This window comes from uncultured Winogradskyella sp., assembly GCF_947495255.1.
Classification (GTDB): domain Bacteria; phylum Bacteroidota; class Bacteroidia; order Flavobacteriales; family Flavobacteriaceae; genus Winogradskyella.
Window position 1 is genome coordinate 235,942 of record NZ_CANLYI010000006.1, and the last position, 20,366, is coordinate 256,307.

Below are 20,366 nucleotides of genomic sequence, written 5' to 3' on the forward strand. Positions count from 1 at the left end.
TTTAGTAGGTTTAAGCCAATTCATAAAAAGTACAAGTTATAAACTTGTGCTTTTTTTATACCTTTAGACCTCTAAGTCAAAATATTAAATGAAACCAAAACTAATTACCATATCAGACAAGAAACTTATAGGCCTAAAAAGCAGTATGCACCATGGTGAATTTGGCAATATTGTAGCATTATGGAAACGCTTTATGCCACGTAAAAAAGAAATTTTAGGTTGCTTAAATTCTGAACTCATTGCAGTTCAGGCTTATGATGATTTTAATGCCATTGAAAAACCCTTTGATATTTGGGCATGTGTTGAAGTTTCTAGCTTAGAACATATTCCTGAAGGAATGACTTCGCTTACAATTCCTGAAAGTGACTATGCTGTTTTTGTTCATAAAGGCATGGATGCTGCAGGAACTTATCAAAAAATTATGACGGAATGGTTACCAACATCAGGCTATGATATTGATAATAGGCTACATTTTCAAGTGATGGGAGCAAAGTATATTAACGGAAGTCAGGAATCTGAAGAGGATTTTTATGTGCCAGTAAAAAACTAGATAGAGTTAATTAATTGAATTATTTCAAATTGTCCAATAATCAAATGAAAGATATTTTATAAAAACCCAACTCTAAAATCACAACCACTCTTATAATTACTACAACCATAAGCTGTTTTACCTTTTAGGATTTGTCCTGTTTTACATTTAGGGCAAGAATCTCCTGCTTTAATAGATTCTTTTTTGGCCGTTTGTTTAGGTTCAAATTTTAGTTTAAAATTATCATCAAACCTTAATAAGCCTTCCGAAGTTTGTCCTTCAATTTTAAAACCTTTTAAATTTACAGTTGACCCTTTAGTCAATAAACGAATGTATTGTTTATCTGATATCTTTTTATCACCAAAATTAAATGGTAAAGTAAAATCACAAGATTTACCATAAAGGCCGCAGCCATAAGCCGATTTTCCTTTTAATAATGAGCCAGAATTACATTTTGGACAAGCACTACCTACTAAGGATTCAGTCTTTGCTTTGGCCTTAGTTTTAGATTTTTGTTTTCCCGCAGGTTTATTATTTACAGCAGAAATTCTAGTTTGTACTTTTTCGCTTCGAACTTCGTAAACTAAAGCATCAACCATACGTTTCATACCTTTTATAAAGGCAGCAGCGCTAAATTCTCCTTTTTCAATATCTTTTAATTGCTTTTCCCAAGTTCCTGTGAGCTCAGCAGATTTTAAAAGTTCGTTTTGTATGGTATCAATGAGTTGAATTCCCGTAATTGTCGGAATTAATTGCTTCTTGTTACGTTTTACATATTTACGTCTAAAAAGCGTTTCTATAATATTAGCACGTGTAGATGGACGACCTATACCATTCTCCTTCATTAAATCTCTTAGCTCATCATCATCTACTTGTTTTCCTGCGGTTTCCATGGCACGTAGAAGTGAAGCTTCCGTAAATTGATTTGGTGGTTTGGTTTGTTTCTCTAGGAACGAAGGTTCATGAGGTCCTTTTTCGCCTTTTACAAAAGTGGGTAACAATTTGTCTTTTGACGTATTAGTAGTTGATGAAGTATCTTGTTTCTCAAAAACCACACGCCAACCTTTAGATAATATCTCTTTACCAGTGGTTTTAAAATTTACATCTGCAGCTTTTCCTATAACTGTAGTATTAGATACTTTACAATCATCATAGAAAACTGCAATAAATCGTTTTACAATAATGTCATAAACTTGTTGTTCATTATATTGTAGATGCGTTTGCATTCCGGTTGGAATTATAGCATGGTGGTCTGTTACTTTTTTGTCATTAAAAACACGAGCAGACTTCTTAATCTTTTTACTTAAAACAGGAGCTGTAAGACTCGCATAATCAGTTAATTTAGATAAAATACCTTTTACTTTTGGATATACATCATTTGGTAAAAATGTAGTATCAACTCTAGGATAGGTAACGGCTTTTTTCTCATATAATTTTTGAGCTATTTTAAGCGTTTCATCTGCCGAAAATCCAAACTTAGTATTACAATAAACTTGCAAACCAGTTAAATCAAAAAGCTTAGGAGCATATTCAGTACCTTTCTTTTTGGTAATAGAAACTATTTCAAACTCATCTTCCTTTACTTTGTTAGCTAATATTTCACCATCTTCCATTTTAAGAAAGCGACCTTCCTCATAACTAAAAAGTGTATCTCTATAAAGTGTTTGTAATTCCCAATATGGTTGTGGCACAAAGTTTTCAATCTCCTTAAAACGATTTACAAGCATTGCGAGCGTTGGTGTTTGCACACGACCTACAGAAAGTACTTGTTTGTAACCACCATGTTTTACAGTATATAATCGTGTAGCATTAATACCCAAAAGCCAATCACCAATTGAGCGCGAAAAGCCAGCATAATAAAGGTTGTCATAGTTTTCAGAGGGTTTTAAGTTTTTAAAACCTTCTTTAATAGCTTCAGTTGTTAAGGAAGAAATCCATAAGCGCTGAACTTTCCCTTTATATTGTGCTTCGTTAATAACCCAACGTTGTATTAATTCTCCTTCTTGGCCAGCATCACCACAGTTTATAACGATATCAGCACGATCAAATAAACTTTTTACAATTTTAAATTGCTTTTTAATGCCATCATTATTAGCCACTTTAACCTGAAATTTTTCAGGAAGCATGGGTAAGTTGTTTAAATCCCAACTTTTCCAATATGGTTTATAATCTGCTGGTTCAAATAAAGTACAAAGATGACCAAAAGTATAAGTTACTGCATAGCCATTGCCTTCAAAGTAACCATCTCGTTTGGTGGTAGCTCCTAATACAGAGGCAATTTCTCTTGCAACACTTGGTTTTTCGGCAATACAGACTTTCAAATGGAGTAAAATTTAATGACTGCGAAAATACAGAATTTTATAAAGGTGAAGCTAAAATATTAAAGTTCTAAAACTAATTTTTGACCAATTTTTAAAGGAGAGGATTGTTTAATAGCATTCGTTTTGCAAAGTCTAGAGACAGACAAGTGATTACGCCTAGAAATGCCGTAAAGTGTATCACCTTTTTTAACGACATAAAATTTAGGTTGATGAGTTAGGCTTAAAAGTGCAGCTTCGTCTTCAGATTTAATAACTTTGATTTCACTCATTTGTTTTGAGCTATGAAATCTAGCATGTGTCCATTTTTGTGTTACCCAAACTTGTTGAGATCTAATCTTGTTTTCAGGAGAAAACTCGAATAAATATTCCGGATGAATTGGTTGGCCTTTATAACTTAATTCTAAATGCAAGTGGCTTCCTCTAGAGTTTCCTGTATTACCACCTTTACCTAAATATTCACCTTTTCTTATAGTATCATTTGCTTTGGCATTAATTTGAGATAAATGTGCATAAGTAGATTCTAAACCGTTGTAATGTCTTATAACTACAACATTTCCAAATCCGTTAGAGTATTTCGCAATTCTAACCACACCATCTAATATAGAAACCACGGAATCACCAGTAACCAAATCAATATCAATTCCGTTATGCGGACGTCCTCTTCGCCAACCGTAGCGAGATGTTACAACCTTAGTATGTGGTACAGGCGATGCATAAGTACTGTCAGTAAATTCTAATTCTAAAGGAAATTGCTGAACGGTTTCTCTATAAGGATTGTGATTGGTTGTATCCCAAAATTCTCCTTTAATATCCACAGCAATAGAAGCTTTTTCAGGCTTCGTTATTAAAGGTATTTCTACTTCATTAATAAGATTACTTTTTTTTAGCTTAGTTGGTTGTAATTCAATTTTAATAGAAGTAGGAATAGTGTCTTTCTGAGCGAAAGTAAAACCAATAGTGCAAGCAAAAATAACACAGAAAAAGATGTATTTCATAGAGGGATATATAGTCTAACAAACTTTAAAAACGTAAATATATAATAAATATTATTTCTAGCTTAAATTTTAAAAGCATGGAACTTTTTGTGTGAAAAAATATTGTTTTCTTCAATTTATGTAAGTATCTATGGGTTTGATACTTTTTTTGTGAACGAAAGTGTTGTAAATTTGCAGATTCAAATTATAACCCGAAATTAAATTTATGTCTCAAATAAATCAAGCTGTTCAAGAAAAAAAGACCGATAAAGAATTATATGACTACCAACAAGGTGCTATAAATCAAATATTCGAAAAATTTGATTCTGAACGCGAAGATTATCACTTGTTATACCAATTACCAACAGGTGGTGGAAAAACGGTTATCTTCTCTGAAATGGTTCGTCAATACCTTAAAAATCATAAAAAGAAGGTATTAATAATGACACACAGAGTTGAACTTTGTAACCAAACAGCTAAAATGTTGGATGGTTTTGGAGTAACGAACAAGGTGGTTAATAGTAAAGCAAATTTAGATGATCAAGCCGAATATTCTTGTTTTGTTGCTATGGTTGAAACGCTGAATAATAGACTAAATGATAACATGTTAGATATTTCTGATGTTGGTTTGGTAATTATTGATGAGGCACATTATAATTCATTTACAAAGCTTTTTAAGTTTTTTGAAAAATCCTTTATTCTTGGTGTTACAGCAACGCCTTTAAGCTCTAATAAGGAGTTACCAATGAAGGATAACTACGACGAACTTATTACTGGTGAAACGATTGAGAATCTTATAGAAAATGAGTTTTTGGCAAGGGCAGAAACTTATGCTTACGATATGGGATTAACCTCTCTAGAAGTTGGTTCTAATGGAGATTATACAGTAAAATCATCTGAAGATTTATACTCGAGTCCTGCAATGCTTCAAAAATTAGTAGATGCTTATAAAAAACATTCGCTAGGGAAGAAGACCTTGATATTTAATAATGGTATTAACACCTCTATTAATGTGTATTATGCTTTTAAGGAAGCAGATTTACCAGTAATGCACTTAGATAATACGGCAACAAAAAAGCAACGTAAGCAGATTTTAAAATGGTTTCATGAAACTCCAGATGCTATTTTAACTTCAGTTAGTATTTTAACCACTGGTTTTGATGAGCCAACTATTGATACTATTATCTTAAACAGAGCTACAAAATCATTGACACTTTATTACCAAATGATTGGTCGTGGTTCTCGTATATTGAATAACAAATCGAAATTTACAACTATAGATTTAGGAAACAACCTTTATAGATTTGGTCCTTGGGGAGCAGATTTAGATTGGCAATTAATTTTTAAGTCGCCTAATTGGTTTGCAGATCGTATTAAGGATGATGAAGTTATTGAATCTACTTTTAAGCACGATTTATCCGATGAAGTAAAAGAAGAATTTTCTAAATCTGAAGATACTTATTTCGATATTAAACAAACTTATAAAGATGCTGTTGCTAAAGGTGAATCGTCTAAAGTTGTTTTAGAACGCTCAATTGAGCATCATGCTAAAATTTGTATTGAAAATAGTGAAGATGTTTATGATGCATTGGCTCTAGCAAAACTTTTAAAAGATGATATTAATCAACGTATTGAAGTTTATGCGAAGTGCATCAGTAGAAGTACTTATAATTTCTTAAAATGGTTGAAAGACGATTATCAGAAAAAATTAAATTCTTACTTAAGAACTAATTTTGATGAAAAGTTTGAAGAAATTCACGGATTTCCACCTGAAGATTAAGCGATTGTAATTAAAATAATAAATAGTTTTTATCTCAATATTTAACGTAATTTCGCGCCTTCAAAATAAAACACTAAAATGAAACGTATTAATCAGTACAAAAAGTTATTCTCAGTAGAGGAAGCTATAGATTTAAAAACTTTAAAGAAAACTTACAGAAACCTTGTAAAAGAATGGCATCCAGATAAATTTCAGGATGGAGATGCTGGACAAGAAGAAGCAGAATTAAAGAGTGTAGAAATAATTGATGGTTATCATTTTTTAGTAAGTATTGCACCAGAAACTAAAGCTGCTAACTTAGAAGAATATACTGCAACGATAACAGATTCAACTATTTTAGACTTTCAGCATAAAGGTTTATTGTTAGAAATTACATTTCAAGACGGCTCAACTTATGAGTATTTTGGTGTGCCAAAAGGTGTATTTATTAAGTTCTTAAACTCTGATAAGCAAATGCGTTTTGCAAGACGTAGTATTTTCAATTCTTACACTTATAGAAAATCTAAGAAAGAACTTCAAGAAGCATAGCATATAATAGTTAATGTCCCAATAGTTATGAGCGACGAAAATTCAAATCAACCTGAAGACATCTCTATAAACGAGATTGAAAAGTGTATTTCTATATTAGAACGTTTAGTTACTGATACAGACCAGATATTTGAAATTCCGAAACCACAACGAACGGCTTTAATTAAAGCATCCGGACAATTATCGCGTCCAAGTAGAGAAGAATTTTCTCGTCGTAAAAAAGATGCTAAAAAAGCAGAGAAACGTAAAAAAGCTGCAAGAGATAAAAATGCAAGAAAAGTAACAGGAATAAGAAGCGCAAGAGAAGCACATATTTTTGTTGCGCCAAAATTGTTGCCAGAAGCAGAGTTAAAAGCGAAAGAACAATTAGAGCTTGAGTCTCCTAGAAACTGCTACGTTTGTAAAACTTTATTTACCAAACTGCATCATTTTTATGATACCATGTGCGAAGAATGTGGTGACTTTAACTATGCTAAACGTTTTCAAACAGCAGATGTTAAAGGACAAGTTGCTGTAATCACTGGTTCTCGATTAAAAATCGGCTACCATATTACATTAATGTTACTTAGAGGTGGAGCCACAGTTATTGCAACCACACGTTTTCCTGTAGATTCTGCTTTGCGTTTTTCTAAAGAAGAAGACTTTACAGAATGGGGACACAGACTTAAAATTCATGGTCTCGATTTAAGACATATCCCAAGTGTAGAAATCTTCTGTAACTTTATAGAACAACGTTACGAAAAGCTTGATATATTGATTAATAATGCTGCACAAACGGTAAGACGACCGGCAGGATTCTATAGTCACTTAATGCCAAATGAAGAGCGATCAATAGAAGAATTACCAAAATTTGCGCGCGATTTACTTAACGATCATACCGAATGTCTACATGAGTTAAAACAATTAACTCCTAGTGCATCACCAAATAAAAATATGCCTGTAACATGGCATGGACCAGAACCAGGAATTGGTTTACGTTCGTCTGCTAAATTATCTCAGATTCCTTATAGTTTTGATAATACTTTGGTGTCTCAAGAGGTTTTTCCAGAAGGAAAGCTTGATGCCGATTTACAACAAGTAGATTTAAGAAAAACCAACAGTTGGCGTTTAAAATTAGGTGAGATTGAAACTACTGAAATGATTGAAGTTCAGCTTGTGAATTCTGTAGCACCTTTTGTACTATGTAATCGTTTGTCTGAAGTTATGAAAAAAGATCATACTGGCCAGAAACACATTATTAATGTCTCTGCGATGGAAGGGAAGTTCCATTCGTTTTTTAAAGAAGATCGTCATCCACATACCAATATGGCAAAAGCAGCTCTTAATATGTTAACGCATACAGCTGCTGGTAGTTTAGCTAAAGAAGGAATTTACATGAATGCCGTAGATACAGGTTGGGTAACGGACGAAGATCCTGCGGAATTAGCAAAACGTAAACAAGAGTTGCATGATTTTCAGCCACCTTTAGATATCGTTGATGGTGCAGCTAGAGTTATGGACCCTTTATTTGATGGCATCAATACAGGAAAGCATTGGTCTGGTAAATTCTTAAAGGATTATCGTCCTATTAGCTGGTAGATGAAATAGAACTTGAGTTCTAATATTTTAGATGCCATTTCATATTTTATACGAGATGTGTGGCTGAGCATTGGCGAGCATAAAATGTATTTTAGCTAAAGGTAGCTTGCGCAGTAAGTCGAAACCTTAAATAATGAAGTTCCTCTTCGTTCCTAATTCGGAATGTCAAAAACTTTGAATAAGGAGAAATTCAAATCTTATTCCATCTAAATCTGCCAAATTTTAATTTTCAATATAAATTGATATAATATCCAAAGTACAAATTACCTTTGCAGCACAATTAAATATTATGACGACATTTTCACAATTAGGAATACATAAGAATTACATAAAAGGATTAAAAGAACTCAATATAGTTAATCCAACAGAAATCCAAGAAACTGCGATTCCGATTTTACTAAAATCTAAAACAGATTTAATAGGCTTGGCTCAAACTGGTACAGGTAAAACAGCAGCATTTGGCTTACCTGTTTTACATGCCATTGACACTAATAATTCTGATGTACAAGCGTTGATTATTGCGCCGACAAGAGAATTAGTGCAACAAATTCAAAAACAACTCTTTAAATTCACAAAGTATATCGATAAGAAGATTTTTTCTGAAGGTGTTTATGGCGGTGAAAAAATAGACATACAAATTAAAAATCTTGCAAGAACAACGCATATTATTGTAGCAACACCTGGTCGCTTACTTGATTTAATTGAACGTGGTTCCGTTGATATTTCTAACGTTAAAATCTTAGTTTTAGATGAAGCGGACGAAATGTTAAGTATGGGTTTTAAAGAAGATTTAACCAAAATACTGAAATACAATACCAAGAAAAGAAATACTTGGTTGTTTTCTGCGACCATGCCAGAAGAGATTAAAAGAATCGTAAAAACGTATATGTCTCCTGATGCAGTTAAAATAGAGGTGAATAAAAATGCCTTAGTTAACGAGAATATTTCGCATCATTTTGTGCAAACAACTATAAAAGATAAACTGAATTTAATTACAAAAATTTTAGATAGTCGCAAAGATGAACGAGGTATCATTTTTTGTAAAACAAAAGCTGGTACACAAGCGTTAACACATCAATTACAACAAGAAGGTTTCGCAGTTGGTGCTTTAGAAGGTGATATGCAACAAAGAGATCGTGATAAAGTGATGCGTGCTTTTAAGAATGAAAGTCTACAAGTACTAATTTCTACAGATGTTTCTGCAAGAGGTATTGATGTTAATGATTTAGCATTTATATTACATCACCAATTACCAGAGCACTTAGATTATTATACGCATAGAAGCGGAAGAACGGCTAGAGCTGGTAAAACCGGACAATCAATTGCGTTGATAATTCCTGGTGAAATGCAGAAGGTGTTAGATATTCAAAAAGCTTTAGGGATTACGTTTAGAGAGATATCGATGTAATTAGCATCATAAATTTATTTACATTTCGTCACTTCGAGTAAAATTCTATTTTTGGGGAATTTAGTATGGAGAAGCTTCAAGTACATAAAGATTTTCGATACAAATTTACTCTGGTAAATTCACTCGAATTGACGTTATAATTCAATACTTCAAATCTCAAAATAGATGACTTTCATATTTTAGTATTATCTTGTGTGTCTAATAAACTACAAACACTATTATAACAATGATATCATTCACAATTGAAGACATAAATGCCTTTATAAACGGCGAAGTTGTAGGTTCTACAACACATAAAATTACAGGATTAGAGCAAATTCAAAAAGCAACAGAAAATCAGGCCACCTTTATTGGTAACCGAAAATTTGCAGCACTTTGGAAAGATTCTAAAGCAAGTTTGGCCATTGTAAATGATAACTTAGATATAGAACCTGGTGAAAACCGTGTATTAATTAAAGTAAAGAATGCCGACTTAACTATGGCTCAATTACTAGAGTCATTTACACCTTCAACACCACATTTTGAAACAGAAATTCATCCTGCGGCTATTATAGATAAATCTGCTAAAATAGGTAATGGAAGTAGAGTAGGTGCTGGTTCTTACATTGGTAAAGATGTTGTTTTAGGTGAAAATGTTACCATTTATCCTAATGTCACTATTTTAGATGAAACTACTATTGGTGATTACACAACAGTTTGGTCTGGTACAGTAATTAGAGAACGTTCTGTTATTGGTAGTCATTGTATTTTCCATAATAATGTGAGTATTGGCGCAGATGGTTTTGGGTATCGTCCTAGTGATGATGGTAGAGGCTTAGTAAAAATTCCACATATTGGAAATGTAGTGATTGGTAATGGTGTAGAAATAGGAGCCAACTCTTGTGTAGATCGTGGTAAATTTAGTTCTACGATTTTAGGCGATGGTTGTAAAATTGATAATCTGGTTCAGATTGCCCATAACTGTGTCCTTGGACGTTCTTGTATTATGGCAGGAAGCTCAGGGCTTGCAGGTTCTGTAACTTTAGGAGATGGTGTAATTATAGGAGGATCTGCTTCTATAAAAGATCATACAACTATCCATTCTGGTGCAACAGTTGGAGCTGGTTCTGGAGTTATGAATGATGTTGCTGCTGGAAAAACCGTATTGGGTTATCCTGCAGTAGATTCTAGAGAAATGTTGAAACAATGGGTTGCGCTTAGAAAACTAGCGAGATAATCTATAACACTTATATTAATAGAAAACACTTTATTCGTCACTTCGAGTGAAATTCCTTTTTATGGAATTTTGTATCGAGAAGCTATAAGTATAGTAAAGACTCTCGATACAAATTTACTACGGTAAATTCACTCGAAATGACGTTAATACTTCAAATTTAAACTAAGGTTCTATTATTAAGCAGACTTCTGTTCTACATTCTGTTTTAAATGCAACAAACCTGCAACCATGCCATCCAATTCATGTTCTAAGAAGTTGGCATTACGTTTACTAAAACCTTTTATAGTATTAGCATAGAGTTCTACACCAGCATGTTTAATACAAACGCTATACGTATCGTTTTCTGCATCTAATTTTACTGAAGTTCTGTAATCACTAGAAATTAATAACCAGTAGCACAAGCTATTAATCTGATTAAACAAAGAGAATTTTGTTTCCATAATATTTAGATTTATAGACTGAGGGTAATCTAAGGTAAAGGTATTATCAAATTGATTTCAGCTCTAATTTGTATGTTGAAACGACATGTTTTATCGACCACAAGGTTATAACTGACTTAAAATCGGATAATTAACAGGTGTTTAAATTTTGGCATCATTGTTGAATACTTACTAGTAATTATTAAAATAAAATATAATACAATGATTAAAGGAACAGTAAAATTCTTCAACGATGCTAAAGGCTTCGGATTTATAACAGAAGAAGGTTCAAACAAAGAACATTTTGTACACATCTCAGGATTGGTAGACGAAATTCGTGAAGGCGATAGCGTTGAATTTGATCTTACAGAAGGCAAAAAAGGATTAAACGCAGTAAACGTAAAAGTTATCTAATATATATTACTTAACCTAGAATTATGGAGCCCATCACATTGTGATGGGTTTTTTTAATGATAATATGATAGATATTAGATTTCTGGCACTATCTTTGAATACTATTAAGTAATTATTAAAATTAAATATAATACAATGAGTAAAGGAACAGTAAAATTTTTCAACGATGCCAAAGGATTTGGTTTTATCACTGAAGAAGGAGTTGACAAAGATCACTTCGTTCACATTTCTGGATTAATTGACGAAATTCGTGAAGGCGATGAAGTTGAATTTGATCTTGAAGAAGGAAAAAAAGGATTAAACGCAGTTAACGTAAAAGTTATCTAATATATATCTTAACCTAGAATATAGAAGCCCATCACATTGTGATGGGCTTTTTTAGTAATAATTAATTTAAATGTATTTTACACCTAACTGTTTACTTATTAGTAAGTTATAAAAGTATCTAGAAAGTTTGTATTTTAATGCCATGAAACTATTTAATAAATTAAGGTTTAAGATGGTAGAAGGGAAGCGTCTCAAAAATTACTTAGTCTATGCAATTGGAGAAATAATATTAGTTGTTTTAGGTATTCTCATAGCGTTATACCTTAATAATTGGAGCGGTCAGAACCAAATAAAAGAAACCAATATAGCTTTGCAAAAAAAGGTGTTAATTCAGTTAGAAAAGGATATTTTTAAAATAGATAATTTTAGAAAAGAATTAGATACGCTTGATAATGTCTATTTAAGTTACTTAAAGCGTGGTTATGATAAAACTAAGACCGTAGGTAAAAATGTATTTTCTTTAATTTTATTTGAGGTTACGGAATTAGGCTTAGATAAAAATAACCAAAGTCTCATTAGTAATTCGCAATTAGATAATTCTAAGGCTTCGCAAAAACTTACGGATTTAAATGCTATTTATAAGTTATACTTTAAAAACATAGATGACATAGAACAAGTGATTTACGCAAAATTATCTGATAATTTAGAATTTCTAGAACAGACACAACCTTGGTATACAGAACTAATTACAGATTTTCATTGTAAGACGGACTGTGCAAAGTTTTTAGGAACTGATGATAATTTTAAAGCAAGAATTGCATCATTAAGACTTTTATATATTAAAGCCTATGGTGATTTAGTTAGAGGATTTCATTCTGAATTACGCAGAGAGAAAGTAAGTTTAGAAACATTGTTAGAGTAGTTTTTTTAAATAATAGAGAAGTACTCGATATATTCTATTTTACATAATATAAATTATAGGACAAATTATAAAAATTAGCGTAATAGCGCTTTTGGGCGATATTTGATATAATCATAGTTCTAGTGACACACAGTGTTCTATAACGTTAATGATTATTTACAAGCTAATTACGTGAGTAAAAATAAAATTCTATGCATTTGTTATATGTAGAATTCCAAATAGTTTTTTTTAGGTTTCTATATCTTTTGTCTTGAAATACTAATAATTTAAGATGTCTTGTAGACATTTATTTTTCTCAATAATTTTATTCGAAATCATCGCATATAAGATTTACTATTCGTTTATTATCAATTTTGTTTTGAACGTGTTTAGATTGTTCTAATAGTACTGTTTTCTTTAATGAAGGAAATATTCTGTTAGCACGTTTAATCATTTTTGCGCCAGGAAACATTAAGTCATTTTTAGCTGTTATTAATGTTATTGGTGTTTTTATTGAATTGGCTTCTCTCCTATTTATTACTGGAACTGGAGTAAAGTCCATTGTAAAATGTAAAAATACTTTTGAAAGAAATTGGAGTGCAAAGTCGTCTTTCTCTGTAAATAACTGATTCAAAAAACGTTCTACATATTTTATTTTTTTCGATTTCATATAGCGTTTCATTGGTATAAACACTTTAAATAATGCTTTTAAAGGGTTACCGTTTGCAATGTATGCAGGTGCTGTTAAAAACACTTCCTTTATATTGTTATCTTTAAATTCCAGAGTCTTTAGAATGACCAAACCACCAAACGAAAAACCTGCAAGCGTTGCATTTTTCAACTCTAAATTATCAATGACTTCATGTAGCCACTTGCCATAATCATCATTTTTCATTGATAACCGTGTTTCTACACTTTTATTGGGTTGCGCCAATACATCAACTGCAAAAATCTGAAAGTGTGATTCTAAACCTGAATAGGTTTCTAAAGCTATTGGTGCACATCCATTTGAACCATGAACTACTAATATTGGTGGTTTTGATGAATCTCCAGTAACAATTACATTGGTTTTACCAAAAGCCGTTTCAATCTCATGATACCGATAGTTGATATTTAGATCCTTTAATTTTTGATTATAAAGATTTAAAATTTCAGCTTTTCCTGTTTCAGATTTATATAGTGATTCCATTTTTAGTCAATAAAGTATTTAGTGATTTTTTTGATTGAATTATGTGTCTTTAAGAATCCTTTTTCATAAATTCCTTAATTTCAGTAATTGTTTCTTTTGCTTTTTCTTCTTGTAAAAAATGACCACAATTAAATTCTTTTATTACTGCATTGGGTAATCTTTCTTTCCATTTTTGTAAGTACTCAGTTGTAATGAATTCATCTTTTGTACCCCAAAGTATTAACCAAGGTTTTGATTCCAGTTTATCTAATAGATTCCATTGTAATTGATACCAATTAGAAGATCCAACTAAGGATTTACCAATATTTAGCAATGATTGTCTAGAAGCTTTGTCTGGGAAAGGGTATATGTATTGTTTATGAACTTTTTTTGACAATTTTTTCTTGTCATAAATTCCTTTTTTAAAAAGGAACTTTGGGGAAAAATTCAATTTTAAGTACAAAAACCTTCCGATTTTACTATTGACTATTTTATCTATTTTTTGAGACTTAAAATTGTTCTTTGTTTCCCATAACCAACTATTAAAAAGAATGATTTTTTTTATTTTATTATTATTTTGAATTGCGGTTCCTAAACCTATTGGACCTCCAAAGTCATGAACAACAAGTGTTATAGCTGTAAGATTAAGTTCTTCAATAAAACTGTTCAAATTATTTGAATGAGACTCTGGCCTTCCGTCAAAATCAATAGGCTTTTCAGATAATCCAAATCCAATATGGTCAATTGCTATACATCTATACTGCTCAGACAATGAGGAAACATATTCTCTATAAAGAAATGACCAAGCAGGAGTGCCATGAATAAATAATATAACATCTCCTTTTCCTTCATCTATATAATGCATTTTTCCTGCATCTAATTGAATATATTTATTTTTAAAAGGATACAAATTGGTGTCTAGCCATTTTTGTGTATTTGATGACAAATTCATAGATTAACAAAATTTAAGTTGTTTTATTAGTTAGTGGCTTGAATGAAAAATATTACTCAACAATGAGATATTTTTAAATAGTTTAACTCCTACAGTTGCGTTCTAGTCTCTATTTTTTTATTAGAAGAAGACTTTGAATAAATTACTGGCATCTGCCCTTTCCAAGTTGTCCATAATTAAACTAGTCATAAAATAACAAACATTTATACGACTTACTTTACCTGCATTAAAAATGGCACTTCTTGTTGGTGAAGGATGTGTTTCATAATCTTTATTGCCGCCTTTTATCAATGCTTTTCTTATGCCTTCTTGATTTATTTTTGCATTTACTTGTGTGTCTTTACTTCCATTTAATGACAATATAATTATCAAAGAAAACTTCGTTATTGTTTTACTAAAAATTCAGCGCTAGTTTCTTGACAATTAACTCCAGAATCTAGACAAATGTAATTTTCATTAACCATTGCATTAAGAGTTCCTTCTTGTGTTTTAAGAATTAATACAGGATGAGAATATGTATACGTTCCGTTTATAATAGTATCATAAGTGCCATGATGACCATCAATATGTTGATAAGTGAATGCATTTTCTGTATTAAATTTGAAAATCAGTTGTTCAATACATCCTTCTGGTTTCGTGCATTTAAAAGTTTCAACACCAATCCAAGTTGTGTTAATCAATACATTAGAATTATCAATTATATCTTTATCTTTTTCACAATTAGTTAATAATAGTAAAACTAGCAATACTGTGATTATTTTTTTTATTTTCATTATATATGTTTAATAAATTTATGATGAGATGTAATACAAAATATTACAAGTTTGTATTTATTCTATTTAAATCCTTTTTAAAATCCAATTAGAAATTTCTTTTAAAGCAGTTGGAGAAAATGTTTGCTCAATTTTTCTATATTCATCCATCTTTCCTGTTTCACACTCTTGAAAAAAGTGATTTAAATTTTCTAGTTCTACTATTTTATAATCTTTGTTTTCGCCTTTAATTAATGCATTTTTTATGCCTTCTTGATTTACCTTTGCATTTACTTGCGTGTCTTTACTACCATTTAATGACAATACTGGTATTTGTAATTTTTCTATTTCGTCAGCAGGATTGTATTGTAAAAAATAGCGTGACCATGGCTTTAAACTTGTTTTTAGTTGGCTCTCTATAAATAAATTAATTTTCTCTTCTGGTACGTTTAAGGACGTTAAGATTGGTCTAAAAAAAGCATTATAATGGTTTGTTAATTCTTCTTTAATTTCGGATTCGCTTTTATTAGAAGTTACAATTGCAATCGCTTTTCTTGTGTTCTTCTCGTAAGCAACTTCATCTTTAACAGGAAATTGTCTTAATGTTTTGGATTGCATTACAGACAATTCTGTTCCAGAAATTCCTGTAGATGCTAGCAACACCATAAAAGCAACGTCTTTTGAGTTATTTGCAGCTAAAGGCGCAATAATGCCTCCTTCACTATGACCAATCAAACCTATGTTTTTTGCATCTACATCGTTTCTGGTTTTTAAATATGTAATGGCACTCAAAACATCTTTAGAAAAATCTTCAGTGGTTGCATTTCCAAAATCACCTGTAGATTTTCCAATACCACGATCATCAAAACGCAATACTCCAATGCCTTGTTTTGTTAAATAATCTGACAACACTAAAAAAGGTTTGTGTCCCATAAAACTTTCATCCCTATCCTGAGGTCCACTTCCACTAATTAAAATTGCAACTGGAAACTTTCCATTTTTAGTTGGTAATGTTAAAGTGCCAGCCAACGTTATTTTTGCTTCAATATTTTTAAAAAGGACATCTTCTTCATAATAAGGATAAGGTTTTACTGGTTCTTGAGGCCTTCTTGAATCTGCCATTTTTACAGCTCCCTTTTTTAAATTTAATATCAATTCTACGCCTCCTTCTTTATAAGTACCTTCAAATTGTTGCGCTTCTATATTAAAAACTCCTTCATAGTTCATTCCTACATTAGAACCATCAATTATTAATTTTCCGTTTGTAAAAGTTGTGACTGAAGGTTTTATACCGGAAACTCTAAACGTAGGTACATTCATTGTGGTTGAATACATTGAGTTTTCTTGTTCTATGTTAAAAACGAATGTGATTTCTTTATCTCCTCTTTTTGTTTTTCCGCTCCAATCTCCTGTGATATCTTGAGAAAGTGCACTAGTAATTGCGAGTATTATTAAAAGTATAGTAATTGTTATTGTTTTCATGTTCGTTAAATTTTGATTGATGATGAATAAGCCAAATATTCTTTAACTGTGTGTTATTAATTAAATAGTCTGAATAACTCATTTATAGAGAAACTATTTATATTGTTGTTAAATTGTTATTAGAGTATATTTCCGGCTGCTTTAGCTTGAGCGTCCAAACGACGCCCTATAAATGCACCAATGAACATCCCAATACTAATTCCCAATGAAAGTCCCATAGATTTTTCAAAACGTTCTCCAAAAAGAACACCTGCGACAACTCCAAAAAGAACTCCATATCCTATACTACGTTCGGTGTAATACCCATTCGAAGTTAAGTTCAATGTATCTTTTAAATAGCTTTCAAATTTAGTTAGTGCTTTCTTAAAGTGTTTTTTTCTATGCTCTAAATTTGATTCTAAATTCAAACTCTCAAGTTCTGTTTCTATGGAACGAACTTCGTATTCTGAGAGTGTTCTATATTTCAATTGAGTTAGTATATGAAGAAATTTATCATAAACTTTAATTTCAGATTTTTTACTTGTTTCTGTTTTTAAACTTTTAAAAAAGTTAGATGCTTCTTGTAGTGTCATAATAATTGGTGTTTTCTTGATTAGTGGCTGAAAACAAAATTTATTACATGCAAAACATATTTTTATTTGTAATATCGCATAAATAGCTGTAAACACAGGCAGTTAAGAGATGTTTAGCTTCTTAGACTTTCAATGTCTGTCATCAATTCTTCTAGTTTTTTGAATACGTTTCCATAAATAACGTTTAAATCCCATTTATAAATTCGAGCTCCAAAAAACGCGAGTAAAACTAGAATTATTATTGCGATAACAATTCCTATTAATGGGATTCCAAATACTAAATAGATCTCAGGAAAACCAACTAGAATTTCACCTACAAGTCGTTCACCCAAATACATACCTTCAGCATCTTTAAACCAAAACCCAAAAATCATTGCTAAAAATATAATTGGGTAGAAAAATCTTGATATTTTCATATTGATAGATAGCTGTTTATTTTTCCATTGGTTAAATGCCTTTAAGTATTGATAACTACTTTCACCCAGATCTATTTTCTCTAACTCATTTAATAACTTCTTATTAATATAAACTAGAACAGAAAGAGTCACAAAAAATATAACACCAGTTATTGGTATGCCTACAAAAAATGAGACAACTAAAAAAGCAAATGAGAATGCTACAATTGCAATCAAATTAATTTTGAACATCCTTTTAAATTTATCAATAATATGAATTGATTTTTGGTTGTAAAGGTTGTTTATTTTTGGTGCTACTAAATCGTCACTTTTAAGAAAACCTTCTTTCCAAATATTTTCAATTGATCTTTCCATCTAATATTTTTTTTAATCTAATTTTAATTCTTTTAACTCGTACACCAATATTATTAGGGTTTGTACCAATAATTTCAGCAATTTCCTTTTGCGATTTTTCTTCTAAGTACAACATAATAATGGCTCTATCAATTTCTGATAGTTTTCGAATAGCATCATATAATAAATTTAGAGATTCGTCTGAAAAAGCATAGTTGTCTTCGGTTTCTTCAACAGTTACAGAGTCTGACACAAAATGTTGAACGTTATTTTTCTTCTTCTTAAGTAAGGTTAAACAAACGTTTAATGAAATTCGATAGACCCAAGTACTCCATTGAGATTCTTCACGAAAGTTATCTTTACTCCTCCAAATTTGTAAACACACTTCTTGATAATAATCTTCAAAATCTTGTTGTGAGTTGGTATAAGCTCGACATAATTTGATGATTATTCCTGCAAAGGGTAAAATAGATATTTTATAGAAATCGCTGCTCAATAGTGCTGTTTTTATTGGTTAGTGGCAGAAATGAAAAAATATTACAGACCAATGTAAAATTGTAAAAAAAAATCTCTTTTGAAAGATATTGAACACGTCATGTTATTGTATGATTAATTTCAAAATCAATCTAAATAATTTTATTTTAATAATCGATTTACATTAAGCTTATACATTTTGCCTATTGGTATTTTCTGATTCTTTATATGGATTCTATTACCTTCAATGAGTTCAATTTTATCTATGGAAACAATAAAAGATTTGTGAACCCTTGTAAATTGATTTTCTGGTAAGTTATGGGTAAAAGAGGTTAGTGTTTGATGTGAAACAATCATCCTATCAATCATATTAATTTTTACATAGTTTCCATAAGCTTCAATGAACAGAATATCCTTTAATTTAATTTGAAAGTATTTTTTGTCTTCTTTTATAAAAATTTTGGTATCCTCGGAAGTTTCTTTATTTTGAGCTACAGTAGATTTATTAGATAATGCTTCGGAAACTTTACTTACAGATTTTACAAAACGACTAAAGCTAAACGGTTTTAATAAATAATCGTCAATATTTAGTTCATAACCTTCTAAAGCAAATTCTTTGTAGGCTGTCGTTATAATAATCTTTGGAGGATTTGAAAGTGTTTTTAAAAATTCAAGTCCAGAGAGTTTAGGCATATTGATGTCTAAAAAAATAAGATCAACAGAATGTTTATTAAGATATTCAAGGGCTTCAAAAGCATTATAACAACTTTTTTGGTAAAATAGATAGGATAAGTTACTCGCATAATCTTTAATATTATCATGCGAGGCTGTCTCATCGTCTACAATTATATATTTTATCATTATTTGTATATTTCTAAAGTTGTTGAATAAATGTTTTCTTCAATATTATCACACAATTGGTGTTTGTTTGGATATAATAAATTTAAGCGGTCTTTTAAATTTTTTAGACCAATACCAATGTTTTCTGATGATTCTTCAGCATCGTAATTATTTTTAACTGTGAAACTTATTTTTTTATCATCTTCAATAAGTTTTATATGAACAAATGCATTTTCAGTTGCTTTTTCAACACCATGCTTAAAGGCGTTTTCTAATAAGTTGATAAATAGTAAAGGCGCTATACTTGAATCTGAATTGTTTATGTTTTTTTCAAAATTGATATCAATGTTTTTATGATATCTAGCTGTTTGTAAATCAATAAAGTTTATTAAATAGTCTATTTCATCTTTTAATTTTACACTTTCTTTACCACTATCGTAAATGGTAAATCGCATTAAATCTGATAATTTTAAAACATAATCTTGTGCAGCATCGGCATCTTTTTTAATTAAGGAATATAAATTATTTAACGTATTAAAGAAAAAATGAGGATTTATCTGATTTTTTAAAAGCATTAATTCTGCCTCCAATTTGTCACTTTTAAGTTTCTGAATGTTTTTTCGATATTTAAATATCCAATAGAAAATTATATAACTAATTTCAAAAGCCAAAAGAATTCTAATGCCTTCTTTTAGGAAACCATCAGTTCCTGTAGTTACTTGTACACCGTAAATTAATAACGGAATACTAATTCCATAAAAAATATATTTTATGATTGGATTTGAAGCTCCAAATTTTACCTTTTCTGTTTGAAAGAGATAATATAAAATTGTGTAAAAGACCATTAATCCTAATAATCCAGTTAATACTGCGAAAATTTCACTTTGAGTGTTTCTTAATAGCACCATTAGTACAATGATGATTCCTGATAAAATTCCAGCAGTTTTAAATAGTTTATTGTGTCTCATGTATTCTAAATGTTTATGATTTTGACACAAATCTATAGAGTGGTTTCAATGATTTTACTTTTATTTTACAAACG

At 30.7% G+C, this 20,366-nt stretch carries 22 protein-coding genes; 9 read left to right on the forward strand and 13 right to left on the reverse strand.

Annotation, left to right across the window (positions count from 1 at the left end):
* The first annotated feature begins 88 nt into the window (after positions 1–88).
* A complete protein-coding gene (locus Q0807_RS11375) occupies positions 89–550 on the forward strand; it encodes a GyrI-like domain-containing protein (protein WP_299109925.1) in 462 nt (153 codons plus the stop codon).
* Between the two features lie 56 nt (positions 551–606).
* Here Q0807_RS11375 and Q0807_RS11380 read toward each other — a convergent pair whose 3' ends face one another.
* Together Q0807_RS11380 and Q0807_RS11385 are read right to left on the reverse strand one after the other, a co-directional pair.
* Positions 607–2,850 carry a type IA DNA topoisomerase gene (locus Q0807_RS11380; RefSeq protein WP_299109928.1) on the reverse strand — a complete coding sequence of 748 codons (2,244 nt, stop codon included), beginning with the start codon at positions 2,848–2,850 and terminating at the stop codon, positions 607–609.
* A gap of 59 nt (positions 2,851–2,909) precedes the next feature.
* Positions 2,910–3,845: a peptidoglycan DD-metalloendopeptidase family protein gene (locus Q0807_RS11385; RefSeq protein WP_299109930.1), complete on the reverse strand. Its 936-nt coding sequence runs from the start codon at positions 3,843–3,845 to the stop codon at positions 2,910–2,912.
* Between the two features lie 205 nt (positions 3,846–4,050).
* Between Q0807_RS11385 and Q0807_RS11390 the strand changes: the two genes are divergently transcribed.
* The 5 genes from Q0807_RS11390 (at position 4,051) to lpxD (ending at position 10,334) form a co-directional block, all read left to right on the forward strand.
* Positions 4,051–5,604, forward strand: a complete 1,554-nt coding sequence (locus Q0807_RS11390; protein ID WP_299109933.1) for a DEAD/DEAH box helicase — start codon at positions 4,051–4,053, stop codon at positions 5,602–5,604.
* A gap of 78 nt (positions 5,605–5,682) precedes the next feature.
* Positions 5,683–6,132, forward strand: a complete 450-nt coding sequence (locus Q0807_RS11395) for a KTSC domain-containing protein (RefSeq protein ID WP_299109936.1) — start codon at positions 5,683–5,685, stop codon at positions 6,130–6,132.
* Between the two features lie 27 nt (positions 6,133–6,159).
* Positions 6,160–7,710, forward strand: a complete 1,551-nt coding sequence (locus tag Q0807_RS11400; RefSeq protein ID WP_299109939.1) for an SDR family NAD(P)-dependent oxidoreductase — start codon at positions 6,160–6,162, stop codon at positions 7,708–7,710.
* Positions 7,711–7,999: 289 nt separating this feature from the next.
* Complete coding sequence (locus tag Q0807_RS11405) at positions 8,000–9,118, forward strand: DEAD/DEAH box helicase (RefSeq protein WP_299109942.1); 1,119 nt, start codon at positions 8,000–8,002, stop codon at positions 9,116–9,118.
* 226 nt (positions 9,119–9,344) lie between these two features.
* Positions 9,345–10,334 (forward strand): UDP-3-O-(3-hydroxymyristoyl)glucosamine N-acyltransferase, encoded by a 990-nt coding sequence (gene lpxD / locus Q0807_RS11410; protein WP_299109945.1) that lies wholly within the window; start codon positions 9,345–9,347, stop codon positions 10,332–10,334.
* Between the two features lie 176 nt (positions 10,335–10,510).
* Here the strand turns inward: lpxD and Q0807_RS11415 are convergent, their stop codons facing one another.
* Positions 10,511–10,774 carry a hypothetical protein gene (locus Q0807_RS11415; protein WP_299109948.1) on the reverse strand — a complete coding sequence of 88 codons (264 nt, stop codon included), beginning with the start codon at positions 10,772–10,774 and terminating at the stop codon, positions 10,511–10,513.
* Between the two features lie 201 nt (positions 10,775–10,975).
* On the opposite strand from Q0807_RS11415, the gene Q0807_RS11420 reads away from it, so the two are divergent.
* The 3 genes from Q0807_RS11420 to Q0807_RS11430 all read left to right on the forward strand — a co-directional run bounded on the left by Q0807_RS11420 (position 10,976) and on the right by Q0807_RS11430 (position 12,356).
* Positions 10,976–11,167 carry a cold-shock protein gene (locus Q0807_RS11420; protein WP_299109951.1) on the forward strand — a complete coding sequence of 64 codons (192 nt, stop codon included), beginning with the start codon at positions 10,976–10,978 and terminating at the stop codon, positions 11,165–11,167.
* A gap of 135 nt (positions 11,168–11,302) precedes the next feature.
* Complete coding sequence (locus tag Q0807_RS11425; protein ID WP_299109953.1) at positions 11,303–11,494, forward strand: cold-shock protein; 192 nt, start codon at positions 11,303–11,305, stop codon at positions 11,492–11,494.
* 142 nt (positions 11,495–11,636) lie between these two features.
* Positions 11,637–12,356: a hypothetical protein gene (locus Q0807_RS11430; RefSeq protein WP_299109955.1), complete on the forward strand. Its 720-nt coding sequence runs from the start codon at positions 11,637–11,639 to the stop codon at positions 12,354–12,356.
* Positions 12,357–12,660: 304 nt separating this feature from the next.
* On the opposite strand, the gene Q0807_RS11435 is transcribed toward Q0807_RS11430, so the two are convergent.
* From Q0807_RS11435 to Q0807_RS11480, 10 genes are all read right to left on the reverse strand, one after another.
* On the reverse strand, positions 12,661–13,524 hold the full coding sequence (locus Q0807_RS11435) for an alpha/beta hydrolase (RefSeq protein ID WP_299109957.1): 864 nt from the start codon (positions 13,522–13,524) through the stop codon (positions 12,661–12,663).
* 49 nt (positions 13,525–13,573) lie between these two features.
* Positions 13,574–14,455, reverse strand: coding sequence for an alpha/beta fold hydrolase (locus Q0807_RS11440; protein WP_299109961.1), 882 nt, complete (start codon positions 14,453–14,455; stop codon positions 13,574–13,576).
* Between the two features lie 120 nt (positions 14,456–14,575).
* The gene (locus Q0807_RS11445; protein WP_299109964.1) at positions 14,576–14,827 is read right to left on the reverse strand and encodes a hypothetical protein; all 252 of its coding nucleotides are present in this window, start codon (positions 14,825–14,827) and stop codon (positions 14,576–14,578) included.
* Between the two features lie 11 nt (positions 14,828–14,838).
* The gene (locus Q0807_RS11450; RefSeq protein ID WP_299109966.1) at positions 14,839–15,228 is read right to left on the reverse strand and encodes a hypothetical protein; all 390 of its coding nucleotides are present in this window, start codon (positions 15,226–15,228) and stop codon (positions 14,839–14,841) included.
* Between the two features lie 66 nt (positions 15,229–15,294).
* Positions 15,295–16,689 carry a S9 family peptidase gene (locus Q0807_RS11455; protein ID WP_299109968.1) on the reverse strand — a complete coding sequence of 465 codons (1,395 nt, stop codon included), beginning with the start codon at positions 16,687–16,689 and terminating at the stop codon, positions 15,295–15,297.
* Between the two features lie 119 nt (positions 16,690–16,808).
* Positions 16,809–17,261 carry a hypothetical protein gene (locus Q0807_RS11460; protein WP_299109970.1) on the reverse strand — a complete coding sequence of 151 codons (453 nt, stop codon included), beginning with the start codon at positions 17,259–17,261 and terminating at the stop codon, positions 16,809–16,811.
* A gap of 113 nt (positions 17,262–17,374) precedes the next feature.
* Positions 17,375–18,031, reverse strand: coding sequence for a hypothetical protein (locus Q0807_RS11465; protein WP_299109972.1), 657 nt, complete (start codon positions 18,029–18,031; stop codon positions 17,375–17,377).
* The gene (locus tag Q0807_RS11470; RefSeq protein ID WP_299109973.1) at positions 18,015–18,506 is read right to left on the reverse strand and encodes a sigma-70 family RNA polymerase sigma factor; all 492 of its coding nucleotides are present in this window, start codon (positions 18,504–18,506) and stop codon (positions 18,015–18,017) included. Before Q0807_RS11470 ends, Q0807_RS11465 begins: the two co-directional genes overlap by 17 nt.
* 140 nt (positions 18,507–18,646) lie before the next feature.
* Positions 18,647–19,345, reverse strand: a complete 699-nt coding sequence (locus Q0807_RS11475) for a LytTR family DNA-binding domain-containing protein (protein ID WP_299109976.1) — start codon at positions 19,343–19,345, stop codon at positions 18,647–18,649.
* Positions 19,345–20,292, reverse strand: a complete 948-nt coding sequence (locus Q0807_RS11480) for a sensor histidine kinase (RefSeq protein WP_299109978.1) — start codon at positions 20,290–20,292, stop codon at positions 19,345–19,347. The genes Q0807_RS11475 and Q0807_RS11480 overlap by 1 nt, the downstream gene beginning before the upstream one ends.
* Positions 20,293–20,366 lie beyond the last annotated feature (74 nt).